The following is a 19,667-nucleotide window of genomic DNA, read 5'->3' on the forward strand; positions in this document are numbered from 1 at the left end:
TTGGGTGTTCTCCTTTACTGATGAATGGCTTTTTGAGCTGCCCGACGAACCGCCACAGAGGGATCGGTACGAGCCAACACGAAGAACTGGGGCTGACAAGTCTGATTACCCAAATAGCTTAAGGCTTCTACGGCTGCCAAACGTACTGACTCATCGGAGTCACCCAAAGCCACAATCAAAAATTCTGAGGCATAGGGATGTTGAAGACGTTTGAGGACTTCCACAGCACTACACCGGACTTGACTATGGGCATGATGAAGGCCAGCAGCGATCGCATTAATATAATCTTCCTTAAGTGTGCCCTGGCGACTGAGGACTTGGATACAGAAGTGACGGTTGCCCGGATCGAGGGTGAGTTCCAGCAAGGAGGCGATCGCCTCTTGGCCCCCCAAACGGCCCAAAGTCTCAATCGCTGCCACCGTTACCCGCTCTTCCGGATCGGCGGCAGCCATCCATTGCAGGGCCACCCCAGCTTCTTGTCCCCCTCGCTCCCGAAAGGCTTGCAGGGCATCTAAGCGACGTTCGGGATCGGGAGAATTGAGGGCATTAAGTAAAGGAGTAATGGCCTCACTACTATCCAAACGCCCTAAAGCAATCAGAGCCGCTCGCGACACATCTGCATGTTCCGATTGGGCCAACTCCGTTAACGCTCCAATACTCGATGGGGAAACCTGACCCAAGCATTCTGTGGCGGCTGCGCGGACACTAACACAGGGATCGTTTCGGGCTAAATCAACCAAAAGTGTGCCCAGATCTAGCCGGTCTCCATCCCTGGCTAACTTGCCCATCGATCGCAGGGCGCTATAACGAACCCATTCTTCTGGGTCTACAAGAGACTTTTGCAGAGCCACTAGGGGGTCTTTTTCTCTATCTCTACCTTGATGTCCATTGGAGTCGCTGGAGATCTCCACCTCTCCTAAAGCGCGAGCTGCGGCAGCACGACAAGCTGGCGTTTCTTCGGCTAAGGCTTGAATCAGGTATTCGGTAGCTTGGGGATGATCCAGATAGGGCAAATGTTCGATCGCCGAGCGTCTGACCTTTTCCTCTGGGTCTTGGAGTCGCTCGATTAGCAGATCAATGGCTTCAGGAAAGGCAAAATAACCCGCAATTTTTACCGCACATTCGCGAACCGTGGGATTGGGATCGGTGAGCCGGATTTGGATCTGCTCGGCCAGATAGGGAGGACGACAGGAGTTGAGGGCGGCGATCGCCCCTAGGCGCACCGTTCCATCCTCGTGACCCAGTAGAGATAACAAGGATTCCGTCGCCCCTCGATCGCCAATCTGGGCTAGGGCAGCCGTAGCTGCTCGTACCAACTCCACATCGGCTTCCTCTAGAAGTTGCCGTAGTTTAGCCGTAGCTAAGGGGTCACCAATGCGACCCAGGGCTACCACAGCCGCTTTTTGTCCTTCTAAATCCAGTTTGGGCAAGGTTTCTAACAGCAGTTCACTCCCTAGGGAACCATACCCGACCAGGGTTTGAATGCAGGTATCGCGCACCTGTTCATTGGAGAGTAGGGAGGTGAAGGCTGGAGCAACGAGGGCGCGATAGGCGAGAGGGACAGCTCCTAAACAGAGGAGCAGGGCGGGTAAGTTCTCCGGGTCTGCTGCAAGAGCCTCTTTCATCAACGCCTGGGCCCCTTCTTCATTTAGGGTTTGTCGGATTTCGTCGGTGATGGTGGTGATTTGGTGGGTTTGGTCATACCGATGGGCAATAGAGGCGATCGCCGTAGCTAAACTCGATACACTGGCTCCCGGTTGGCAGAGGTGTTTGACTAGGGGAGTCACCACATCCACATCTCCAAGAACGCCCAAGGTTTCGGCCGCCTGGGGAGCCAGGAGGGGGTCATCGAGTAGGGGAACCAGACGGTAGGAGATTGCTCGCTCTCCAATTTGAGTGAGGCTGCACAGAGCCGGGAAGGCGAGAAAAAAGTCCTCTTGGGTGGCGATCTCTAGCAACGGATCTACAGCTTCATTGGCTTTAAGCCGTCCCAAAGCTTCAATGGCATGATATTGGACATTGGGATGGGGGTCTTTCAAGGCTGCCATCAGGGGAGCGATCGCTCGATTGTCGGCGCGATCGCCTAATGCGCCAGCCGCATAAGTCCGCAAATCGGCATCATTGGGATCTTCTAGGCATTCTACCAAGGGAGGAATGGGGTCAACTTCACCCAGGATTAAGACCTGAAGCACGCTGTTGAGAACATTGGGATTCCGGTGTTGTTGCCGGAGCAGATTGAGCAAGGAACTGGTGAGATCGCTGTTGCCATGGAGGGCTATTTTATCCACGGCTTCCCGTCTGACTCGCCAGTTGAGGGTGCGAACCAGCAAGGGAATTAATCGGGGGGTGACCGACTGATCGTCCATTTGCATTAGAGCATCGAAGGCTCCAAAGGCTAGGAAAAAATCATCCGATTGGGCAATTTCCACCAATTTATCTATGGCGGCGCTGGCTTTGAGTTTGCCCAAGGATTCAATGGCTTGATACACTACGTTTGTGTCCGGATCTTCCAGGGCCTGAATCAGGTAAGCAATGGAACCCGGATGATAGCGATTGCCCAGAGCCAGAGCTGCATAAATTCGCAGTTCGGGATCGGGGTCTTGTAAACATTCCCACAGGACTGGAGAGGGATCGATCTGGCTCTTACTTAAGACGGATAGTACACTGTTTAAGAGGGTGGGATTGCGGTGTTCCTGACGCAAGACTTCCACCACCTGACGGGTAATTTCTGGAGATCTTTGGCATTGTGCGATCGCCTGTCTTCGCTGGGCCAGCGCTTCCCATGAAGAGGTTCCCCGATCCTGAGACAGCAGGGTAGAGAAGGGATCAACCAGTTCCGAAGATTCGGCGCTCATTTGTTTTTCTTCTATCAGCCGGGCGGTTACATCTTCTACCGTCACTAATGTACCCACGATTTTCTCTCCTTCTCGTAGGGGCACAATGGTCACTCGCTGCTGCATTCGATCGAAATACTGGGAAGGGATGGGGGAATCGCAAGGAATTAGATAATGATGTAAGGCAGGAGCCAGGGTTTCAATCACCCCATGTTTGAGTACCCTCAAGAAGTGTTTGTCTAGCCCTCTGGTTTCTAAGTCCGGGATAATCTCTACCAGAGGCCGGTTCATGGCTTCACTGGCAGTCAACCCGGTCATATCCGTTAATTGGTTATCCCAGGAACGAATGTTTAACTGGGCATCAGTGGTGAATATACTAATAGTCATAGGTTAATCTTGACTGAGGAGTTGGGCGGTTAGGGTTTGAATGGCTTGGAGGGAATCTGAGGTGCGATCGCCAGAGTCTTCCATGGTATCTAGGATTTGGGCTAATTGCTTGGAAACATTGGAGTGTTCTTGATTAGCTTGGGCAATTAAGTTGACTTTCTTAGAAATCTTTTCTGTGGTCTGACTCATATCACGCACGGCTCTGGCTTGTTCGGTCATGGCTTTGGCCACCTGATCCGATTGCGATCGCATACTGTCAATGGCATTGGTAATCTGTTGGACATTTTGCGATTGTCCTTTCATGGATTCACTAATGCTATTAATTAAACGCGATAATCTCTCCATTTCTTTCTGAATTTGATCGGCTCCTTGGGATTGTTCTGCTAACACTTTATAGGTATTGGACATGCCACGCCGCATACTTTCTACAGCCTGCATCACCTGGGAAGCACCACGGGCTTGTTCTGAGGTGGCTTTTCGCACCTGTCCCGCTAGATGGCTGGTATTTTGAGCTGCTTTAATCACATCTCTGGCTGCCTTAGCCTGTTCATTCATCGCCTTGGTGACCTGTTGGGTGATTTGGCGCATATGTTCGGTGGATTGGACAATGGCGGCAGCAGCTTTCGATTGGTCGCTGGTGGCAACTGCGACTTCTTTGGCTTGCAAGGCGGTGGTATTAATCGAATCTACGACTTGTCTTCCTAGATGAGTTTGCTGTTGAGATGAGTTAGCAATTTGACTCACTAAGTGAGTCGTTTCTTCTATGCCGGAGAGGATTTTACCCAAGGCGGCTACCCCTTCTTCCGCTAAACGGCTGCTGTCTTCGGTGACTCTTAAGCCTTCTTCTGAGGTGTTGACAGCATTTTGGACGACGGACTGTAGACTCCTGATAATGGCGGCAATGTCTGAGGTGGCTGTGGCGGCGCGATCGGCTAAATTGCGAATTTCTTCGGCGACGACGGCAAACCCTCGCCCCGCTTCTCCAGCTCTGGCGGCTTCAATGGAGGCATTCAGGGATAGGAGGTTGGTGCGTTCAGCAATTAAGTTAATGGTATCGACAATCGAACTAATTTCGGATGTGCGATCGCCCATATCTCGAATCACACCCGCCGTTTCTACCATGGACGCGCGTACCCGCGTTAACCCCTGAATCGCCTTTTCCACCGTTGCGCCGCCTTCCTCTGCATCTTGACGGACTCGCCGGGTAATGTCATCAGCTTTTTGGCTCAAGTCCGTCACCGAACGAATGGACTGCTCCAAATCTTCAGAATTGCGCTGGGCTGTATTCGCGGCTTGGGTAATTCGTTGGCTATTTTGGGCGACCCCATCAATAGAAGCGGCCATCTCTTGAATGGCTCCAGAAACTTCTTCAACGGTGGCGCTTACATTCTCTGTCGTGGCGGAGACTTGCTCAATAGAAGCGGCCATCTCATTAATGGAGGCTGTGGTTTGTTCAGCAGCAGCCGTTAAGTCGTCGGAGTTTTCCGCTACCCCTTGAATGGAACCTCCCATTTCTTCAATGGAGGCAGCCGTTTGATTGACGGAAGCGGCTAGACTTTCCGTATCGGCGGTTAATCCTTTGATGTTACCCACAACTTGAGTGATGGAGGCGCTCACCTGAGTAGCAGATGTAGCCATATCTTGGGTATTAGCGGCTACGGATTGGGTAGATTGGTTACTTTCTTTGATCGAGGTCGTAATTTGAGTTAATCCAGTGGCTACCTCGGTACTACTGGCGGTCACCTCTTCGATGGAGGCGGCTATTTCGTTAATCCCAGACACGACTTCTTCTGTAGATTGGGCGACCTCGTTAGTTTCCTTAGCACTTTCTTCTAGGGATTTCACCATTTGGGCGATACCAGCGGTGCTTTCTAGAAATCGCTGGTTATGGTGTTCCATTCCGCCAGCAATTTCTCTGGCTATTTTTTGGATTTGAGTGGCAGCTTGAAGGGAGATAGAGGAGGAATTATTTTTCTTGTTGGGTTTGTTCTTAGCCATGTTAACCTCCGGTGAGTTGTAATGCTGTGCAATGGGTGTTAGGAGATAGGGAGTCGGGAAAAGGGCATTTTATCTCTTCTTTGAACATCCCGCTATATTGTTAAGTTTGAATAATTTTTTCCAGGTCTAAAATGAGAATTACTCGATTATCTAAGGTGACAATGCTGGATAAATATTGGCTATTGGAGTGGGATAGACCTTCTGGAGGCGGTTGCATTAAGTCTTGGGGGATGGCGATGAATTCTCTGGCACTATCGACAATGAGACCGACACGGCGATCGCTATTTATTCTTTGTTCCCTTGGGTGAGCGGGTTCCTTCTCTTCTATCTGGGATGCTTGGATCTGGATCACAATTAGCCGGGTGAGCAGATCGTAGGGTTGCTTCTCAAAGCCTAAACGGGTACGCAAATTGATGGCGGGAATGACCTGGGAACGACAAAAGACTACGCCTTCGACAAAGGGGGGAGCATTGGGAACGGGAGTGATTTTATCAATCATCTCGATCTGTTGGACTTGGTGGGAAAGGATACCATAGGTGGTTCCAGCCAGTACAAACAGGATAAAGGGTAGGGTAGTTTGGCCATGGGTTGGGGATGCGCTAATCATAGGTTCGGAAACAGGGGATGGGTGAAAGAATAACTGGGTTCACTGCATGGGAAGGAGGGGAGGGGTTCTCAGGGGGGCCGACTGCTTGGGTCTTCTAAGGCTTGAGCGAGAGCGCTAATTAATCCGAAGATATCGAGAATTAGGACAATGCGACCATCGCCGAGTTCGGTGGCTCCGCTAATGCCCCGAACCCGCACCAGGGGGTCGGTCAGGGGGCGAATGACGATTTCTCGTAATCCGAGCAGGCGATCGACTTTGAGGGCGATAATGCTCCCCATGGTGGTTAAGGGGTCTCCTGTGTCTCCCTGACCGACGATGACGACTTTTAGGGTTTTTGAGGGCGCTGAAGGTGGGGTTAAATGAAACGTTGAGTGGAGATTGAGTAGGGGGATGGCTTGATGGCGATAATTGAGGAGTTGATGGTGGTCAATGATGTCGGTGGTGCTAACTTCGATCGCTTCTCGGACGGCATTTTGGGGAATGGCAAAGATTTGATCGCTAATTTGGATAATTAGGGCGTTGGCGATCGCCAGGGTTAGGGGCAGTTGAATCATAAACCGGGTTCCTTTGCCCAGTTCGCTACTGACTTCCAAGACTCCCCCTAATTCTTGCAAGGCACTTTTGACGACTGCCATCCCCACTCCCCGTCCACTGGTTAAGTCGGCTTCTTCTTTTGTGGAAAAGCCGGGAGCGCATAATAAATCGAGTAGGACGCGATTGCGGTAACTTGAGGGGGTGGACTCGAAGTATAAGGGGTCATCTTCAGCCATCGTTAGGAGTCCTTTGGCTTTTCCCCGTTCCTTGATCTGTTGCCAGTCAATTCCCCGGCCATCATCTTCGATGATCACGGTGACCATTTCCCCAGAGGTTCTGGCTCGTAAGGTGATCTTACCTTGGGGGGGTTTGCCTTGGGCGATCCGTTCGGCTTCGGGTTCAATGCCATGGCTGATGGCGTTGCGAACCATATGTAATAGGGGGTCTATCATCCGCTCGACTACCAGTTTGTCGATTTCGGTGTCTGCGCCGATGATTTCTAGGGTGGTGGGTTTACCCCCTTCCCTTGCCAGATCCCGGACAACAAATTGCATTCGGGCGAAGATTTCACCAATGGGGACGAGACGCACTCGCATTACGTCTTCGCGTAAGTCCCGCAGTTGTCGCTCTAGGGTGAGATTGAGGTGTTGGAGCGATCGCGCGATTGGCGATCTGCTGTTTTCCGTCTCTGCTTTAGAGTCAGTGGCGATCGATTTGATCAGCTCTTCCAAGCGAGCGCGGGTAATGACTAAATCGCCGACTCTGGCGATCAGATCGTCGAGTTTCGATAACTCTACCCGCACCACTGACGGAGGAGAGGATGGGGGCGATGGGGGCGATGGGGGCGATGGGGGTGATGGGGGTGATAAATACAGCTCCCAAGTTAAACCCTCTGTTTTTTCGACCCAGGCTTGAGGATCGTCTTGACTCGCTACCAAAAAATCAAAGCAAATATCTTGTCCGTCAATCATCCGGGGAGAAGAATAAATCACTTGTGCTTTATCATTTAAGTGCCCACGGATACTATTCACATTAATTCCTTGGGCGGCTAGATGAGCATCGGGGGAAAAAACAAAGCGCCACACTGAAAATCCTTGGTCGATCAAATCTTGGACTTCTTGAGACTTTTCTGGCGGAATCTCTAAAGTAGAGCCAATGATATTGCCTCCAGGTTGTGAGATAGCTTCCTGATTTTTCTTCACTCCAGGATCTGATGACTTTTCCAATTCATTCAGCCGATCCAGAATTGAAGTAATATCGGGAATGACTTGCTTTTGGCGATAGGCGTTAATCACTTCTTCTAAAGTTTTCGTTCCGATCATTAAAGCATCAAAGCCAGATTCCGATAGGTGGCTCTCCCGATCGCGAAGCAGTCGCAAATAGTTTTCTAAATGATGAGCTAATTCTTCCGCCCGTTCTACTCCCACCATCCCCGACAACCCTTTTAGGGTATGAAAACTCCGAAATAATTGATTCAGGAGTCCCATATCTACTGCTTTTTTAGAGGTAGATTTTTCTGAAGAAATATAGGATTCTAAGGACAATAATCCTTGACGAACGGATGTCAAATGCTCTTCACATTCAGCAAAGTAGTCCTCTAGAAATTCACTAAATAGATTGTCATTATCAAGGGAATTAGACACAATCGCTTAATATCCTTGTGTACACTGGTTTCTACTTTTTGGGAGTGTTTTTCTTCCAGAGGAGCAAACGACTCGGCAAGAAAGAAAGGGTTTATTGTAATAAATCTTGGATTTGATCCGATAAGGGTTTAGGCTGGAAGGGTTTAGTTAGATAGCATCTTGCACCTGCTTCTAAGGCTTCTTTTCGGCTTTCATCATCTCCTTTCGTGGTTAAGATGACAATAGGGGTAGATTTATATTGATGATTTTCCAAAACGAATTTTAGAACATCTAAGCCATGCATATCGGGCATATTGAGATCTAAAATCATTAAGTCAAAGGGACTAATCTTCATTTTCTCAATGGCTTCGTAGCCATTACCTGCCTCATCAAAATTCACATCCTGTAAATCCCGTAAAGAGGCTTTTACCATTTTACGCATGGTTTGGGAATCATCAACGATTAAGATCTGTTTCATAACCATAACTCCTGTGTTTGATCTCAGGGATGAGTCTAGGGATGCTCTGGACTATGCTCTATTCTTACTTCACTAGCATTCGGCTTAAGGGATACTCGATTGTAAGAGGGTTAAAAGCATACATGCTAATCATTGTGTCATGAAAATGTGAGGATTTTGTGAGGAGTATTCAGCACCCTTTTGCTGTTAATTTTTATAAACATTTTTCAAGTTTTACAAACAGTATTAGTCTCGTTCAAAGAGCAAGAGTATTGCTGATGTCTTCGGGGGTTAACTCTCGCCATTGACCCGGTTTTAGCTCTCCTAAGCCTAAGCCTGCTAACGATACTCGCACTAATCGTAATGTGGGATATCCTACGGCTGCTGTCATCCGCCGGACTTGACGGTTTCGCCCTTCTGTAAGTATGATTTCTAACCAAGTTGTGGGGAGGTTTTTACGGTAGCGAATGGGTGGATTACGCTCTGGAAGGTTGGGTTCTGGGATAATTTGCACTTGAGCCGGTCGGGTTTTACCATCTTTAAGCTTGATGCCTTGGCGCAAGGGAGTTAAATCTTGGTCATCTGGAATTCCTTCGACTTGCACCGAGTAGGTACGAGGATGACGATAGCGGGGGTCGGAGAGACGATGCTGGAGAATACCGTCATTGGTTAAGAGCAATAAGCCTTCACTATCCCGGTCTAATCTGCCCACCGGATAAACACTAGGAATGGGGATATAATTTTTTAGGGTTTCTCTGGGTGATTTACCCTGGGTATGAGGATTATCGTCAGTGAATTGACAGAGAACGTTATAGGGTTTGTAAAACAGGAGATAAATATTAGACATTTTTTATACTTTTACTGTTCTACGATCGCCAAGTAGTACGATTACGATTAAAACAAGGAATCCATGAGGGCGGTCAATCCCCAGAGTAGAAACAAGCCAAAACTGGTGATGCCAAAGACAATCAGGGCTAAAATCATAATTATGACGATGATAAACCCGCGATCGGCTGCTTGACTCCCTTGAGGTGCTTGTAAATGTTCTTCTAGTAATTGCATATTCATGGCGTTGGCTTTCCAGGTCAGGTCAAAGATATCGCCTAAAATGGGGACAATTCCCGCTAGGGTATCAATGAGGAGATTAATCACCATGCGTCCTAGGGTTTCTTTGGGTAATCCAAACCGGGTTGCTTCTAGAACAATATAAGCGGATAAAATAGCACTTAGTACATCTCCACCGCCAGGAATTAAACCTATAATGGGATCGAGTCCAATGCGGTAATTTAAGCCAGGAATGGTCAGAGCATTATCGAGGAGTTGACTTAAATGGCGCAGTCTTTGAAGGCGATAAAGCTGGCTTCCTTGCTCTCTTTGGGGTTTGTGGTTCTTGTCTTCCATGATCTAATGATGAGTCATAATTTTTTAGTCTAAACCCAAGAAAGTATAGGGTATGGGTGCGATAGGTGAGATGTTCTCAAGGAGCGATCGCTGGTCATAAACCTTGTATAATTATCACAAGATCAGGGACATCGACGGATTTTGAGGATCTACCTTATACCTATGGATAGATTAATCGTTGTTTGACCTCTAGTGCTATGAACCCATTCTCCCCTATCGATCCGGTTTTAAGTCGTTTTTTAGCTAAAATACCGACCCATATTGCAGTCACTTTTAGTGAGGAGCAACTGGAGGAAATTAAGAAGCAATTGGGCGATCGCCAATGGGAGGTGCATCCGGTTGATTTACGGCTCTCTTTTCCAGTTTTGAATCGCTGGTTTTACTTGGTGATTTTGGCGGGACGGGAGCGCCGACATCCTAAACGGTCAAATCTAAATTCAGGAGAATGGGGTGTTCCCAATTTCCACTATATTAGTAATTTATTAGCTTGTGTGACATTTATTTTAATTTTGATTCCGGCTCTATTAGGACTCTCCTATCTCTATAGTTCGGTTGAATCAGAACAAAACCAATCTCCGAGTGCGATCGAAGAAAGTATCGATCGCATTCTCAGTGATTGGGGACTCTAAGATCGATAGCACTACAATAGACCTCGATAGCGGATAAACACTAAAATAGCTGCCCATGAGCCTAAAGCGACTTTCAGGGCGACTAAGATATTTAAAATGGGAATAATACCCCCGCTCACCAATGTACCTAACTCTCCTAGAGGTAGCTCTATACCCACTAAGGTAATGGCTGCTAAGACAATAAAGACTAAAACGGAAACTTTTTCCCAGGTGGCTGCTTTCCAACGTTCATAAATCTGCTCCATCCATTCGGAAGGGGAGGTAATGGCAATCAAACCGATCGCCGTTCCCCCAGCGACTCCAGCCGCAAAGCCTCCTCCTGGACTCAAATGGCCTCTGATCGCTAACTCGATACAGACTAAAGCGGAGATCGTTGCGCCTAAACGGGCTAAAACGATGGAGGGTTGATCGGTAAATTGGCGCACTAAGGTGGAAGGTTGCTCATTGGCTAATAGGAATTTTGCGCCCATAATGGCGATCGTAAACACTACCACCTCAAATATGGTGTCATAGAGCCGATTTCTAAAAATAATGGCTGACACTGCATTGGGTACGCCACTATCTTGAACCACCAACTCGACAATGGAAACCTCTAAACCCTCCAGTGCGGGATTTTTGATCACCAACATTTTCACTAAAAAGGCAATTCCAGCACCCAAATAGAGCCATTTCATCCCTGTTTCTCCCCCACACATTGAACATCCTTGGGCATGGATAGACTGGTTACGCCACTGAGTAACTCAGTCTGCATGATCTCATAAAGTCGCTCGACGCGAATGGTCGTATGATAAGGCTTGGCTTCTTGACTGGCTGAAGTGGGAACACAAGTGGCGTGAATTTCCTTTTCCATCAGCGCCCGATCTAGACTGTTGCGATCGTCATAAGAAACCACATCTAGCCGTACATAATATTTAGCTAACGCCTGGCGCAACCCTTCCATTAAGGGAGCAAACTGTTCTCGATCGCCCCCTTCAGAAAGAATGCCCAAACGCATCACCAAAGACGATCGCACGGCTACCGCATATAAGGTAATGGCTAACATTGTGCCCACTAAAGCCTCGGTTAAGGCCACATCTGCCCCTCCCAAAACGGCATAAACCAGGGCTGCGACTGCACCCAAGATGCCCCGAATGACTAAAGCATGATAGGGGTTTTTCTGAAGGACAACCAAACCTGCGGCTAAGGGCAATAGAGCGATGATTAATAACACAGAGATATCAGTTGTCATCATTTCCCCCACTGGAACAATAGGCTAAGACATATCCTAAAACCGTATTCCAAATGGCTAGAGAAATAATGCCCAATACCAGTAAGGGCCATTCTCTGGGAATTTTCAGCAGCAAGCCGACAATCATACTCATGGAACCCAGGGTATCGGCGACGGAGAGACTATGGAGTTTAAAGAGAACGGAGCGATCGCCCACTAGAGGCCAAGTTCCCCAAAACCAGAATACAATTCCTACTCCCATACAGATATAGCTCAAGGTGTTAATCATGCTTCCCCCATGCGTTTAATTACATGCGCCAATAACATTAAGGCGGCATTTCCTACACTTAAGATAATCACACCGACTACGCCAATCATCCAATCATCTCGCAACACGGAGACAATTAAGATCATCATCGAAGTTTTGGTGGAAATACTAGCAAAGGCTAACATTTTCTGCCAAATATCATCATCCTGGCAAGCCTCATATAAGGGGATTAACAGCGCAAAAATCATCAATACTAAAATTACAGTCATCTACTTTTCCTCCGTCTTACCCAGTGAACTTCATACCATCCCCTAGCCTGATATTTAACCACAACAGTTTTGGGGGTAAAGGTAATTAAGAAAATATCTAAAAAGATTAATCCGGGAGTTCGGTTGGGTTTAACTTGCTCCAGGGTGGTCTCTTCTTCATTATGGGGACTCACCATTAACTCGATCGCCTCTTTGTAGGCGATGGGAATGGCGATTAGAATCTCCCAGAGAGCATGTAACCAGTCTTTTAAAACGGCTGGTGCAGTGACAGAGCGAGGGAGAAGAAAGGCTACGGCTGTGCCAATAATAATATTAGGTAAGCTCAAATCAGAGGTGAGCAAAAACCAGATGGTCAATCGTAGTATCAGATCGAGATATCCAATCATGGCCAGACCATCCAGAACAGTAATAATAACATTACACTCATCATGCCCATTAGGTGGTCAAACTGTTCTAGCATTCGGGGAAGTTTGACGGTTGATTGACGAAAGATCAAAAAGTAGGCGAGCCAACCCAGGGCGATTGTTGCCAGGGGTTTGACAATATTTTTTAGGGTATAGGCTTGATAATAAACCACGTTTGCCCCCACCAATCCACCAATTAAAACCACGACAGCTAACCAGAAACCAATCGATTGTTTCTTATCTCCCTCTTTTGCCGGTTCATGGGGGAGAAAGATCAATTTAGCAAAGGAAATTGCTGTTCCCAAGGCGGCAATATTCATGGCGATCACTTGCCAAGGCATCAGGTTTTTCATCGTCAGGACTTTTGCGCCAAACCCGGAGAGTAGGGGGAAACCGGAGATGGAGAAGCTGGCTATGGTTAGGGCAATCCATAGGGAATTAGGAATGGGTTTATGGTGTAATTCTTTTAGGTTTCGACTCGGTAAGTTTCCCCCAATCAGAAATAGAGCCGATTTCACCAGTCCATGGGTGAGGGCGTAGAAGCCTCCGACTTCTGGGGCGGCGAGGACAAAACCCAATTGGGAAATGGTGTGAAAGGCTAACATGCGTTTGATGTCTTTTTCAAACACGGCATAACCGACTCCTAAGAGGGCAGTACCTACGCCAAAGATCCGCACAAGGGGGTCAATGTCTTCTAACATTAGGGCGCAGCGTACTAGGGGAAAGATTCCGGTTTTGACGACTACGCCTGAGAGGAGGGCGGAAACGGGGGTTTCGGATTCTGAGTGGGTTAGGGGTAACCAGAGTCCGGAGATAAAGATACCGCCTTTAGACAGCAGTCCGAGGAAGATTAGGGCGATCGCCTCTGTGGGAGCATTGGTTAGTCCGGCAAAGGCGAAGGAGTTGTTGGCTTTATAGACGAGGGCGACTCCTACTAAGTAGAAGAGCATGGCTATATTACTGACAAAGAGATAGCGCAATCCTACCCAGATTACGCGATCGCTTCTCGGATAAGCAATTAGCAAAAAGGCGGCAATGCCAATCACTTCTAATGCCACATAGACACTCATAAAGTCGGCACAGACGAAAACGGAGTTCACGCTCCCCTGTAAGATAATGAGCTGACTATAAAAGAAGGGAGTTTTATTGCTGCGCCAACAGTAGAGCAACACGGCTGCACAGACGAGGGCGTTGGTTAAAATAAAGAAGCCGCTTTGCTCATCGATGAGTAGGGTGACTCCGAAGTTATCGAGCAGTTCTAGGGATAAGGGTTCGGGTTGCCTGAAGACAAATGTGGCATAGGCTACGGAGACTAGGGTTACTCCAAAGGCGAGAAACCAATCAAGCCTCGGTAAGAGGGCGATCGCGAATCCGATAATGAAGGGCAGAGCAAGCCAGGTGATGGTTAGGATGGTCATGGTGTATAATTCTTTTCTATCTCCTTGGTTTCTAATGTGGGGTTATCTTTTGCCAGTTTCATCACTCCCACGAGCATTAGCGCTTGAATGGAAAAGCCAATGACGATCGCAGTTAAAATCACGGCTTGGGGAACGGGATCTGCATAATCAACGGTTTGGGCTGGATCGAGAATGGGTGTAAATAGCCCTTCTCGTGAGGCGATTAAGATATAGTAGGCAATGACTCCGGTACTCATCACGTCCATGGAGATGATCTTCATGACCAGGTTTTTTTTCAGGATGGTGCCGAAAAATCCCAGTAATAGGGTGGTTAGGATACAGGCTTCTAACATCGACAGGGTTTAGGGTATGGGGATGGGCTATGCTTGAATGAGCTTTTTATAAAGAATACACAATTTCCTGGGGTTAAAAACCATAAATCCTTTAAGCAACCAATAAAAAAAACCATTGATTATCATCAATAGGTATGGGTATTGAATGATTCCCTCAAGCGCCATCTCCCCTGTATCGATGAAAAGGAGTCTGCAAGAAGCGATTTATCGAGTCATCGAACCCTCATCAGGGAGTTTAAGGATCGCGCAAATCCCGGTGGAACTGTTGCCAGAATGCCAATCTTTGGGCTATCAATCGGCGATCGCCCTTAAATTCTCCACCTACGGCGATCGCTCCCCTCTGGATCGGGCACAGCAATGGCTGGAATTGCTCTCAACTCAAGAGAGCTTATCGGGGTTTTCCCTCTCTTTGCGCTCTCCCGGTTGGATTCAATTTCATTACAGGGATCTGGCTTTAGCCGAACAACTACAAGCTCTGCTGGTAGACTCCCTGACTCTGAAGCATCCCCCCTACTCCCTCGATCCTCATTGCCCAGAAGCATTCGCCTGGCAAGCTACCCATGCTCGCTGTTGTTCCCTTTTGCGTCTAGGACAAAATCAGGGCTTAATCCGTCTGGATCGATCTACCTTCAGAATTACAGAACCCGATCCGATTCCTTGGTTAGAGGGCGATCGCCGCTTTTGCCTTTCTCACCCTAGGGAACATACCCTAATCCGCTCCCTCTTGCACAGTTGGGATACCCTCCCTGACGATCCTACACCCCCCCGCCTTCTCTCCTTAACCCGAACCTTAAGTCAAGAGATCCTGAGATTTAACCAAAATTGCCGCATCTGGGGATCGACTTTAAAGGAAAATCGCCCCCTAGCTTTGAGTCGTTTAGGATTAGTATCCTTGAGCCGAAAAACCCTAAAAACCTTACTAGAAGAAGGATTAAGCTTGAGTGCGCCTCCAGAATTGTAATCGATTTGAGAAGCTGTTCCTATTCGTCCGATAAAAAAAATTCTTCTCAAGGGATGACAAACCCAATGGAGTAAGTTATATTAGCTATCGTGTGAGGAGCGAACCAGTAAGGACACCGAGACGAAACACGGCCAGTCGTCGGTGTCCTTTCTGATTTAAATCTAAAATTAAATCGCTTCAAGGAAATAACCGGTAAAATTAACCCATAAATCCAGATCGCTCCTTGGTATCATAGGGGAAGTTTTGAAACGTAATTCCTGAGTTGATTATGGCAGCAGCAATTAAAAAAGGTTCAATGGTACGGGCTATCCAAGAGAAATTGGATAATTCCCTAGAAGCTTGTGCAAGCGATACCCGGTTTCCTCCCTACATTTTTGAAACCCAAGGCGAAATCATGGACATCAAAGGTGACTACGCTTTAGTCAAGTTTGGCCAGGTTCCTACCCCCAATATTTGGCTGCGTTTAGATCAACTTGAGTTGTTCAACTAGCAAAAAAAAGAGAATTGCCCATGTTAGAGCTACATCAATCGATCGCTCCCCGTGTTGGTATCATTGGAGCCGGAAAAGTTGGCAGCACTCTGGCGCAACGCATTGCAGAGAAAGACTTAGCTGACGTGGTTCTATTGGATGTGATCGAAGGAATGCCCCAGGCGATCGCCTTGGATCTGATGGAAGCACGGGGAGTAGAACGCCACGATCGCCAATTGATCGGCAGCAATGATTATGCTGATTTGGTCGATTGCGATATTGTGGTGATAACGGCTGGGAGACCCCGCACCCCCGGCATGAGTCGCGAAGATTTAGTCGAAATCAATGCCAAAATAGTTAAATCTGCTGTGAAATCGGCGATCGCCCACTGTCCCCAAGCCATCTTTATCTTAGTCACCAATCCCCTAGATGTGATGACCTACTTAGCTTGGAAAGCCAGTGGACTCGATCCCAGTCGGGTGATGGGAATGGCGGGAGTCCTGGATTCGGCTAGATTCGAGACCTTTATTGCCTTTGAGTTAGGCTGCTCCATTGCCGATATTCAAACCCTGGTGCTAGGAGGACATGGGGATCTGATGGTTCCCTTACCTCGCTTCTCCACCGTTCGCGGCATTCCTATTACTGAACTGATGGACAAAGAAACTATCGATCGCCTCGTGGATCGCACCCGCCAAGGAGGGGCAGAAATCGTACAACTCATGAAAACCGGCGGGGCTTATTATGCTCCTGCTTCCTCTGTCTGTCTGATGGTGGAAGCCATGCTACACAATCAGTCCCGGTTTATGCCCGTTGCTGGATATCTCCAAGGTGAATATGGTTTGAATGATATTTATATGGGCGTTCCCTGTCAATTGGGATACCAAGGTATTCAGCGTATCTTAGAATTACCCCTAGAAGAGGCTGAAATTGCTGCCCTCCATGAGTCCGCTAAATCTGTGCGTAAAGGTTTAGAAATGGCGGAAAGCTTAGTCGGCTTTGATTAGTCCAACAGGGTAGACCCTTTATTCGGTGTTAAAGTGAGATTTCCCCCTTCTCCTGTGGGAGAAGGGGGTAGGGGGATGAGGGCTGCCTTTATCCCTACCAAGGATTACAATTACTCTCAGACTCCAACTCCATCGCCCCCAACAACGTCCTTATAATCACACAACGCTGCGTATTTTCCACCGGTTTCGTTGGATCGTTCCCAAGAGGTGCAGCCACACCAATAATTAAGCCTTTATCTATCGCATTAGGAGGATTACCAGTAGTTAAATCGGGAACAGTTAAAGGATCTAAATTCCCATCTTGATCGAAGGTAATCGTAACTGGCCCCTTTGTGCCAACCTTGGGTTGAGGATAAGCATTTTGGGCAATCGTTTCATCTATCTTATTCTGATTTCCTTTATTATTTGCAGGATCGTTAGCCAAGAGATTCGTAAAAAATAGAACTTGATTCCCAGAAATCCCCTTCTCTGACCCCAAATTTTCCCAACCATTACCGTTACCTAGCTTGTCCACCGTAATCGTCTTCGGATGAAGCGCCACTTGGGGAACACCTTCAGCCGTCACCCGCACCGTCACACTCTGGGCAAGTTTCGTACTTCTCGCCTTTGCTTGCGCCTCCCGCAGGGCCAAAGACACCTCATCGTTTACCGATGTCACCCGTTGTTGTCGGACAAAACTTAACCAACTCGGAGCCGCAATGGTACTGAGAATACCAACTAGAGCAATCACCACCATCAACTCAATTAAGGTAAACCCGCCTTGTCTAGCCTTCGACAAACTCAGCCAGTGTTTAAGCCATAAACTTCTCATCAGAACCCCCCTTAATTATTGTTCCACATTTAACAACCCTCGCCCTTTCACTTGAATCGTACCAGTTGGGAAAAATGCTGATCGTTCATCCTGGTATTTCGCTTGAGTAGCTATTTGGCTATTCGCTACCGTTCGCGCTAAGGCATTTCCTCGGATAAAGACTTGGGCAACCGTGCGACTTGAATCAACACAAGCATAAAAGCTCCCCGTCTTAAAGACATCGGGAACGGTAGTGGTTAAATTAGTATTTCCGGTGCTGTCGTAATTGGGCACAAGCTGAACATTAGTATCTGTTGGGCCAAAACTCGACTGACAATCTGCTTGTTTTTTATGAGTGGGTTTTGCACCATCGGCAACTGTTGTTTGGTCTACATAGTCCATTAGCACTTGAACATTATCTTCATAGCCTTCAGTATGCTTAGTCCATTTGTTCATCGCCTCTTCAACTGCCTTATCCAAGATAAACGGATTAAATCCATCACTAGGAAGCAAATCATAATCTACCTCATCACTTCCTTCTTTACGTTGCCCATCAGCTACCTTACCATCAGTATCCCGAATGCCATCATGAATCTCAAAGCGACCAATTTGGGCAGCACAAGACCAAGTTGAATTAGGATCGCAAGTGGCATCCTTCATCAGATAATAAGCAACGAGCGAATAGACAGGATAATCCTGGTTATTACATTCTTCTTTTCCTTTTAAGTCTTTGACTTTTACCAGACAGCCCACTGATTCCGTTTTGTTATTACTGAGTGGCAATTCTTGGTCTGCCCTTAAAATCTTCCGTTTCCAAAACACCAAGACAGGGACTTGATTTGCACTTGCACGCAGTTGACTCCCACCGGAACCCTCTGTCGTACTATATTTATTGGTAATCTTTTCTAATCCTTCTGCATCATAAATATAGACCGCTTGCTCCAAATCTCTGGCGATATAGCTGAGAGCGGCTTGAATCTCCTGTTCTGTCGTAGTTTTCGCCTGCTCCTTGCGGTCTTTGCCCAGAATGTCCACCATAAACCCCAAGAGGCTACTAATCATAATCGAAGCTACCACCAGAGCGACTAGCAATTCAATTAATGTAAACCCACGGGCAGCACCGAATTTAGAACCTAATTGACCAGAAGAATTACGCCCTAATTTACAGGTATAAGATAAAAGTCGTTGAATAAAATCTCGCATGGCTATTCACCTGATGTTCGCCGTTTCTATCGTCTTTTCAATTTATCTTTCAAAACCCATTTACTGACATCCCCCCACACGCTGACACAAAGAATCGAATGTCCCATCCCCTGTCCCGGAAATCTCCGTTACCATCTCCACGAGGGGAGCTTTTTTATCCCAGGTGGCTCCGTAGGCTTTCTGGACGCTGTTGGCTTTCAGGGCTGTAGTATCGCTAAACGCATCCGCCCGATACACCCGAATCCCTAAGAGATAGCCATTTCTCATGCCATCATCCTCAGAAACATCATTTTTAAGTTTGATTGTCTTCGTCAACTCAGCCGCATTGACTGTTGAACTGCGATAAGCCTGCACAATTAAATCCGCATTACTGCCGCGAGTACACCCAGGATCGCCGTCGCGATCTATACAATACAGGCTAACGGCTGAACTCCCGGCTGCCGAACTCGTGGGCGCATCAGCCGGTTCTTTGGGATTATTGCAGTAGGGATAGTTTTCAGCTTTTAGAGCTGTCGGGGCAGTCGTAGGGGGCTTGCAACTGCTGGCGAGGGCGCTACCCGCAGGGGGCTGCACCCTGGAAAAAATATCACGTTTGGAAACAAACTTGTTATTGTTTGCCTCATCCACTTCATCTAATTGGAAAACTACATTGGGTGGAAAAATCACCCCAGAGCGCACCCCGTCAAGATAGGTTCTGGCGGCTTCCGTTGCTTGCTCTACCCGACGCGCTTGGACGCGAGTCGCGGTAGATAAGACAATTAATGGTGCAACCCCCACCAGCATGATACTGAGAATTACAATTGCTACCAGAGATTCAATCAATGTGAATCCGGCATCAGAAGATAGGGTAGGTTTCAGCTTTTGAGTAGACAT

Annotated in this window: 21 protein-coding genes; 4 read left to right on the forward strand and 17 right to left on the reverse strand. The window is 47.7% G+C overall.

Going from position 1 to position 19,667, the window contains the following annotated elements:
• Nucleotides 1-14: 14 nt before the first annotated feature.
• The 7 genes from AC3FZD_RS19930 to AC3FZD_RS19960 all read right to left on the reverse strand — a co-directional run bounded on the left by AC3FZD_RS19930 (nucleotide 15) and on the right by AC3FZD_RS19960 (nucleotide 9,840).
• A complete protein-coding gene (locus tag AC3FZD_RS19930; RefSeq protein WP_488737689.1) occupies nucleotides 15-3,221 on the reverse strand; it encodes a HEAT repeat domain-containing protein in 3,207 nt (1,068 codons plus the stop codon).
• Nucleotides 3,222-3,224: 3 nt separating this feature from the next.
• Entirely contained in the window at nucleotides 3,225-5,219 is a 1,995-nt protein-coding gene (locus tag AC3FZD_RS19935) for a methyl-accepting chemotaxis protein (protein ID WP_488737690.1), read from the reverse strand.
• A 100-nt stretch (nucleotides 5,220-5,319) separates the two neighbouring features.
• The gene (locus AC3FZD_RS19940) at nucleotides 5,320-5,826 is read right to left on the reverse strand and encodes a chemotaxis protein CheW (protein ID WP_488737691.1); all 507 of its coding nucleotides are present in this window, start codon (nucleotides 5,824-5,826) and stop codon (nucleotides 5,320-5,322) included.
• Nucleotides 5,827-5,894: 68 nt separating this feature from the next.
• Nucleotides 5,895-8,003, reverse strand: coding sequence for a chemotaxis protein CheA (locus tag AC3FZD_RS19945; protein ID WP_488737692.1), 2,109 nt, complete (start codon nucleotides 8,001-8,003; stop codon nucleotides 5,895-5,897).
• A gap of 91 nt (nucleotides 8,004-8,094) precedes the next feature.
• The gene (locus tag AC3FZD_RS19950; protein WP_488737693.1) at nucleotides 8,095-8,460 is read right to left on the reverse strand and encodes a response regulator; all 366 of its coding nucleotides are present in this window, start codon (nucleotides 8,458-8,460) and stop codon (nucleotides 8,095-8,097) included.
• Nucleotides 8,461-8,695: 235 nt separating this feature from the next.
• Nucleotides 8,696-9,286, reverse strand: coding sequence for a pseudouridine synthase (locus tag AC3FZD_RS19955; protein ID WP_488737694.1), 591 nt, complete (start codon nucleotides 9,284-9,286; stop codon nucleotides 8,696-8,698).
• Nucleotides 9,287-9,333: 47 nt separating this feature from the next.
• Nucleotides 9,334-9,840, reverse strand: a complete 507-nt coding sequence (locus AC3FZD_RS19960) for a DUF4112 domain-containing protein (RefSeq protein WP_488737695.1) — start codon at nucleotides 9,838-9,840, stop codon at nucleotides 9,334-9,336.
• Between the two features lie 197 nt (nucleotides 9,841-10,037).
• Between AC3FZD_RS19960 and AC3FZD_RS19965 the strand changes: the two genes are divergently transcribed.
• The gene (locus AC3FZD_RS19965; protein WP_488737696.1) at nucleotides 10,038-10,469 is read left to right on the forward strand and encodes a hypothetical protein; all 432 of its coding nucleotides are present in this window, start codon (nucleotides 10,038-10,040) and stop codon (nucleotides 10,467-10,469) included.
• 11 nt (nucleotides 10,470-10,480) lie between these two features.
• Here the strand turns inward: AC3FZD_RS19965 and AC3FZD_RS19970 are convergent, their stop codons facing one another.
• From AC3FZD_RS19970 to AC3FZD_RS20000, 7 genes are read right to left on the reverse strand one after another with little or no spacing between them, the layout of a single operon-like run.
• The gene (locus AC3FZD_RS19970; RefSeq protein ID WP_488737697.1) at nucleotides 10,481-11,143 is read right to left on the reverse strand and encodes a Na(+)/H(+) antiporter subunit B; all 663 of its coding nucleotides are present in this window, start codon (nucleotides 11,141-11,143) and stop codon (nucleotides 10,481-10,483) included.
• The gene (locus tag AC3FZD_RS19975) at nucleotides 11,140-11,700 is read right to left on the reverse strand and encodes a DUF4040 domain-containing protein (RefSeq protein ID WP_488737698.1); all 561 of its coding nucleotides are present in this window, start codon (nucleotides 11,698-11,700) and stop codon (nucleotides 11,140-11,142) included. The genes AC3FZD_RS19970 and AC3FZD_RS19975 overlap by 4 nt, the downstream gene beginning before the upstream one ends.
• A complete protein-coding gene (locus AC3FZD_RS19980; protein WP_488737699.1) occupies nucleotides 11,687-11,965 on the reverse strand; it encodes a monovalent cation/H(+) antiporter subunit G in 279 nt (92 codons plus the stop codon). Before AC3FZD_RS19980 ends, AC3FZD_RS19975 begins: the two co-directional genes overlap by 14 nt.
• Nucleotides 11,962-12,213 (reverse strand): hypothetical protein, encoded by a 252-nt coding sequence (locus AC3FZD_RS19985; protein WP_488737700.1) that lies wholly within the window; start codon nucleotides 12,211-12,213, stop codon nucleotides 11,962-11,964. Before AC3FZD_RS19985 ends, AC3FZD_RS19980 begins: the two co-directional genes overlap by 4 nt.
• Complete coding sequence (locus AC3FZD_RS19990) at nucleotides 12,210-12,599, reverse strand: cation:proton antiporter (RefSeq protein WP_488737701.1); 390 nt, start codon at nucleotides 12,597-12,599, stop codon at nucleotides 12,210-12,212. Before AC3FZD_RS19990 ends, AC3FZD_RS19985 begins: the two co-directional genes overlap by 4 nt.
• Complete coding sequence (locus AC3FZD_RS19995) at nucleotides 12,596-14,035, reverse strand: cation:proton antiporter (RefSeq protein WP_488737702.1); 1,440 nt, start codon at nucleotides 14,033-14,035, stop codon at nucleotides 12,596-12,598. Before AC3FZD_RS19995 ends, AC3FZD_RS19990 begins: the two co-directional genes overlap by 4 nt.
• On the reverse strand, nucleotides 14,032-14,367 hold the full coding sequence (locus AC3FZD_RS20000; RefSeq protein ID WP_488737703.1) for a cation:proton antiporter subunit C: 336 nt from the start codon (nucleotides 14,365-14,367) through the stop codon (nucleotides 14,032-14,034). The genes AC3FZD_RS19995 and AC3FZD_RS20000 overlap by 4 nt, the downstream gene beginning before the upstream one ends.
• 178 nt (nucleotides 14,368-14,545) lie before the next feature.
• Here AC3FZD_RS20000 and AC3FZD_RS20005 point away from each other — a divergent pair, with 178 nt between their 5' ends.
• The 3 genes from AC3FZD_RS20005 (at nucleotide 14,546) to mdh (ending at nucleotide 16,801) form a co-directional block, all read left to right on the forward strand.
• Nucleotides 14,546-15,328, forward strand: coding sequence for a DALR anticodon-binding domain-containing protein (locus tag AC3FZD_RS20005; protein ID WP_488737704.1), 783 nt, complete (start codon nucleotides 14,546-14,548; stop codon nucleotides 15,326-15,328).
• Nucleotides 15,329-15,596: 268 nt separating this feature from the next.
• Entirely contained in the window at nucleotides 15,597-15,818 is a 222-nt protein-coding gene (locus AC3FZD_RS20010) for an NAD(P)H-quinone oxidoreductase subunit O (protein ID WP_488737705.1), read from the forward strand.
• A gap of 20 nt (nucleotides 15,819-15,838) precedes the next feature.
• The gene (gene mdh, locus AC3FZD_RS20015) at nucleotides 15,839-16,801 is read left to right on the forward strand and encodes a malate dehydrogenase (RefSeq protein WP_488737706.1); all 963 of its coding nucleotides are present in this window, start codon (nucleotides 15,839-15,841) and stop codon (nucleotides 16,799-16,801) included.
• A gap of 94 nt (nucleotides 16,802-16,895) precedes the next feature.
• Here mdh and AC3FZD_RS20020 read toward each other — a convergent pair whose 3' ends face one another.
• From AC3FZD_RS20020 to hpsB, 3 genes are read right to left on the reverse strand one after another with little or no spacing between them, the layout of a single operon-like run.
• Nucleotides 16,896-17,612, reverse strand: a complete 717-nt coding sequence (locus AC3FZD_RS20020) for a prepilin-type N-terminal cleavage/methylation domain-containing protein (protein ID WP_488737707.1) — start codon at nucleotides 17,610-17,612, stop codon at nucleotides 16,896-16,898.
• A gap of 15 nt (nucleotides 17,613-17,627) precedes the next feature.
• Nucleotides 17,628-18,794: a hormogonium polysaccharide secretion pseudopilin HpsC gene (gene hpsC, locus AC3FZD_RS20025; protein WP_488737708.1), complete on the reverse strand. Its 1,167-nt coding sequence runs from the start codon at nucleotides 18,792-18,794 to the stop codon at nucleotides 17,628-17,630.
• 60 nt (nucleotides 18,795-18,854) lie between these two features.
• Nucleotides 18,855-19,667, reverse strand: coding sequence for a hormogonium polysaccharide secretion pseudopilin HpsB (gene hpsB, locus AC3FZD_RS20030; RefSeq protein WP_488737709.1), 813 nt, complete (start codon nucleotides 19,665-19,667; stop codon nucleotides 18,855-18,857).

This window comes from Roseofilum sp. KMC-1 (assembly GCF_057802075.1).

What these genes read in the sequence shown, in the direction of transcription:
- AC3FZD_RS19930 (WP_488737689.1), bottom strand. Translation starts at nt 3,221, where the DNA reads ATGACTATTAGTATATTCACCACTGATGCCCAGTTAAACATTCGTTCC.
- AC3FZD_RS19935 (WP_488737690.1), bottom strand. Translation starts at nt 5,219, where the DNA reads ATGGCTAAGAACAAACCCAACAAGAAAAATAATTCCTCCTCTATCTCC.
- AC3FZD_RS19940 (WP_488737691.1), bottom strand. Translation starts at nt 5,826, where the DNA reads ATGATTAGCGCATCCCCAACCCATGGCCAAACTACCCTACCCTTTATC.
- AC3FZD_RS19950 (WP_488737693.1), bottom strand. Translation starts at nt 8,460, where the DNA reads ATGAAACAGATCTTAATCGTTGATGATTCCCAAACCATGCGTAAAATG.
- AC3FZD_RS19955 (WP_488737694.1), bottom strand. Translation starts at nt 9,286, where the DNA reads ATGTCTAATATTTATCTCCTGTTTTACAAACCCTATAACGTTCTCTGT.
- AC3FZD_RS19960 (WP_488737695.1), bottom strand. Translation starts at nt 9,840, where the DNA reads ATGGAAGACAAGAACCACAAACCCCAAAGAGAGCAAGGAAGCCAGCTT.
- AC3FZD_RS19965 (WP_488737696.1), top strand. Translation starts at nt 10,038, where the DNA reads ATGAACCCATTCTCCCCTATCGATCCGGTTTTAAGTCGTTTTTTAGCT.
- AC3FZD_RS19970 (WP_488737697.1), bottom strand. Translation starts at nt 11,143, where the DNA reads ATGAAATGGCTCTATTTGGGTGCTGGAATTGCCTTTTTAGTGAAAATG.
- AC3FZD_RS19975 (WP_488737698.1), bottom strand. Translation starts at nt 11,700, where the DNA reads ATGATGACAACTGATATCTCTGTGTTATTAATCATCGCTCTATTGCCC.
- AC3FZD_RS19980 (WP_488737699.1), bottom strand. Translation starts at nt 11,965, where the DNA reads ATGATTAACACCTTGAGCTATATCTGTATGGGAGTAGGAATTGTATTC.
- AC3FZD_RS19985 (WP_488737700.1), bottom strand. Translation starts at nt 12,213, where the DNA reads ATGACTGTAATTTTAGTATTGATGATTTTTGCGCTGTTAATCCCCTTA.
- AC3FZD_RS19990 (WP_488737701.1), bottom strand. Translation starts at nt 12,599, where the DNA reads ATGATTGGATATCTCGATCTGATACTACGATTGACCATCTGGTTTTTG.
- AC3FZD_RS19995 (WP_488737702.1), bottom strand. Translation starts at nt 14,035, where the DNA reads ATGACCATCCTAACCATCACCTGGCTTGCTCTGCCCTTCATTATCGGA.
- AC3FZD_RS20000 (WP_488737703.1), bottom strand. Translation starts at nt 14,367, where the DNA reads ATGTTAGAAGCCTGTATCCTAACCACCCTATTACTGGGATTTTTCGGC.
- AC3FZD_RS20005 (WP_488737704.1), top strand. Translation starts at nt 14,546, where the DNA reads ATGAAAAGGAGTCTGCAAGAAGCGATTTATCGAGTCATCGAACCCTCA.
- AC3FZD_RS20010 (WP_488737705.1), top strand. Translation starts at nt 15,597, where the DNA reads ATGGCAGCAGCAATTAAAAAAGGTTCAATGGTACGGGCTATCCAAGAG.
- mdh (WP_488737706.1), top strand. Translation starts at nt 15,839, where the DNA reads ATGTTAGAGCTACATCAATCGATCGCTCCCCGTGTTGGTATCATTGGA.
- AC3FZD_RS20020 (WP_488737707.1), bottom strand. Translation starts at nt 17,612, where the DNA reads ATGAGAAGTTTATGGCTTAAACACTGGCTGAGTTTGTCGAAGGCTAGA.
- hpsC (WP_488737708.1), bottom strand. Translation starts at nt 18,794, where the DNA reads ATGCGAGATTTTATTCAACGACTTTTATCTTATACCTGTAAATTAGGG.
- hpsB (WP_488737709.1), bottom strand. Translation starts at nt 19,667, where the DNA reads ATGTCTACTCAAAAGCTGAAACCTACCCTATCTTCTGATGCCGGATTC.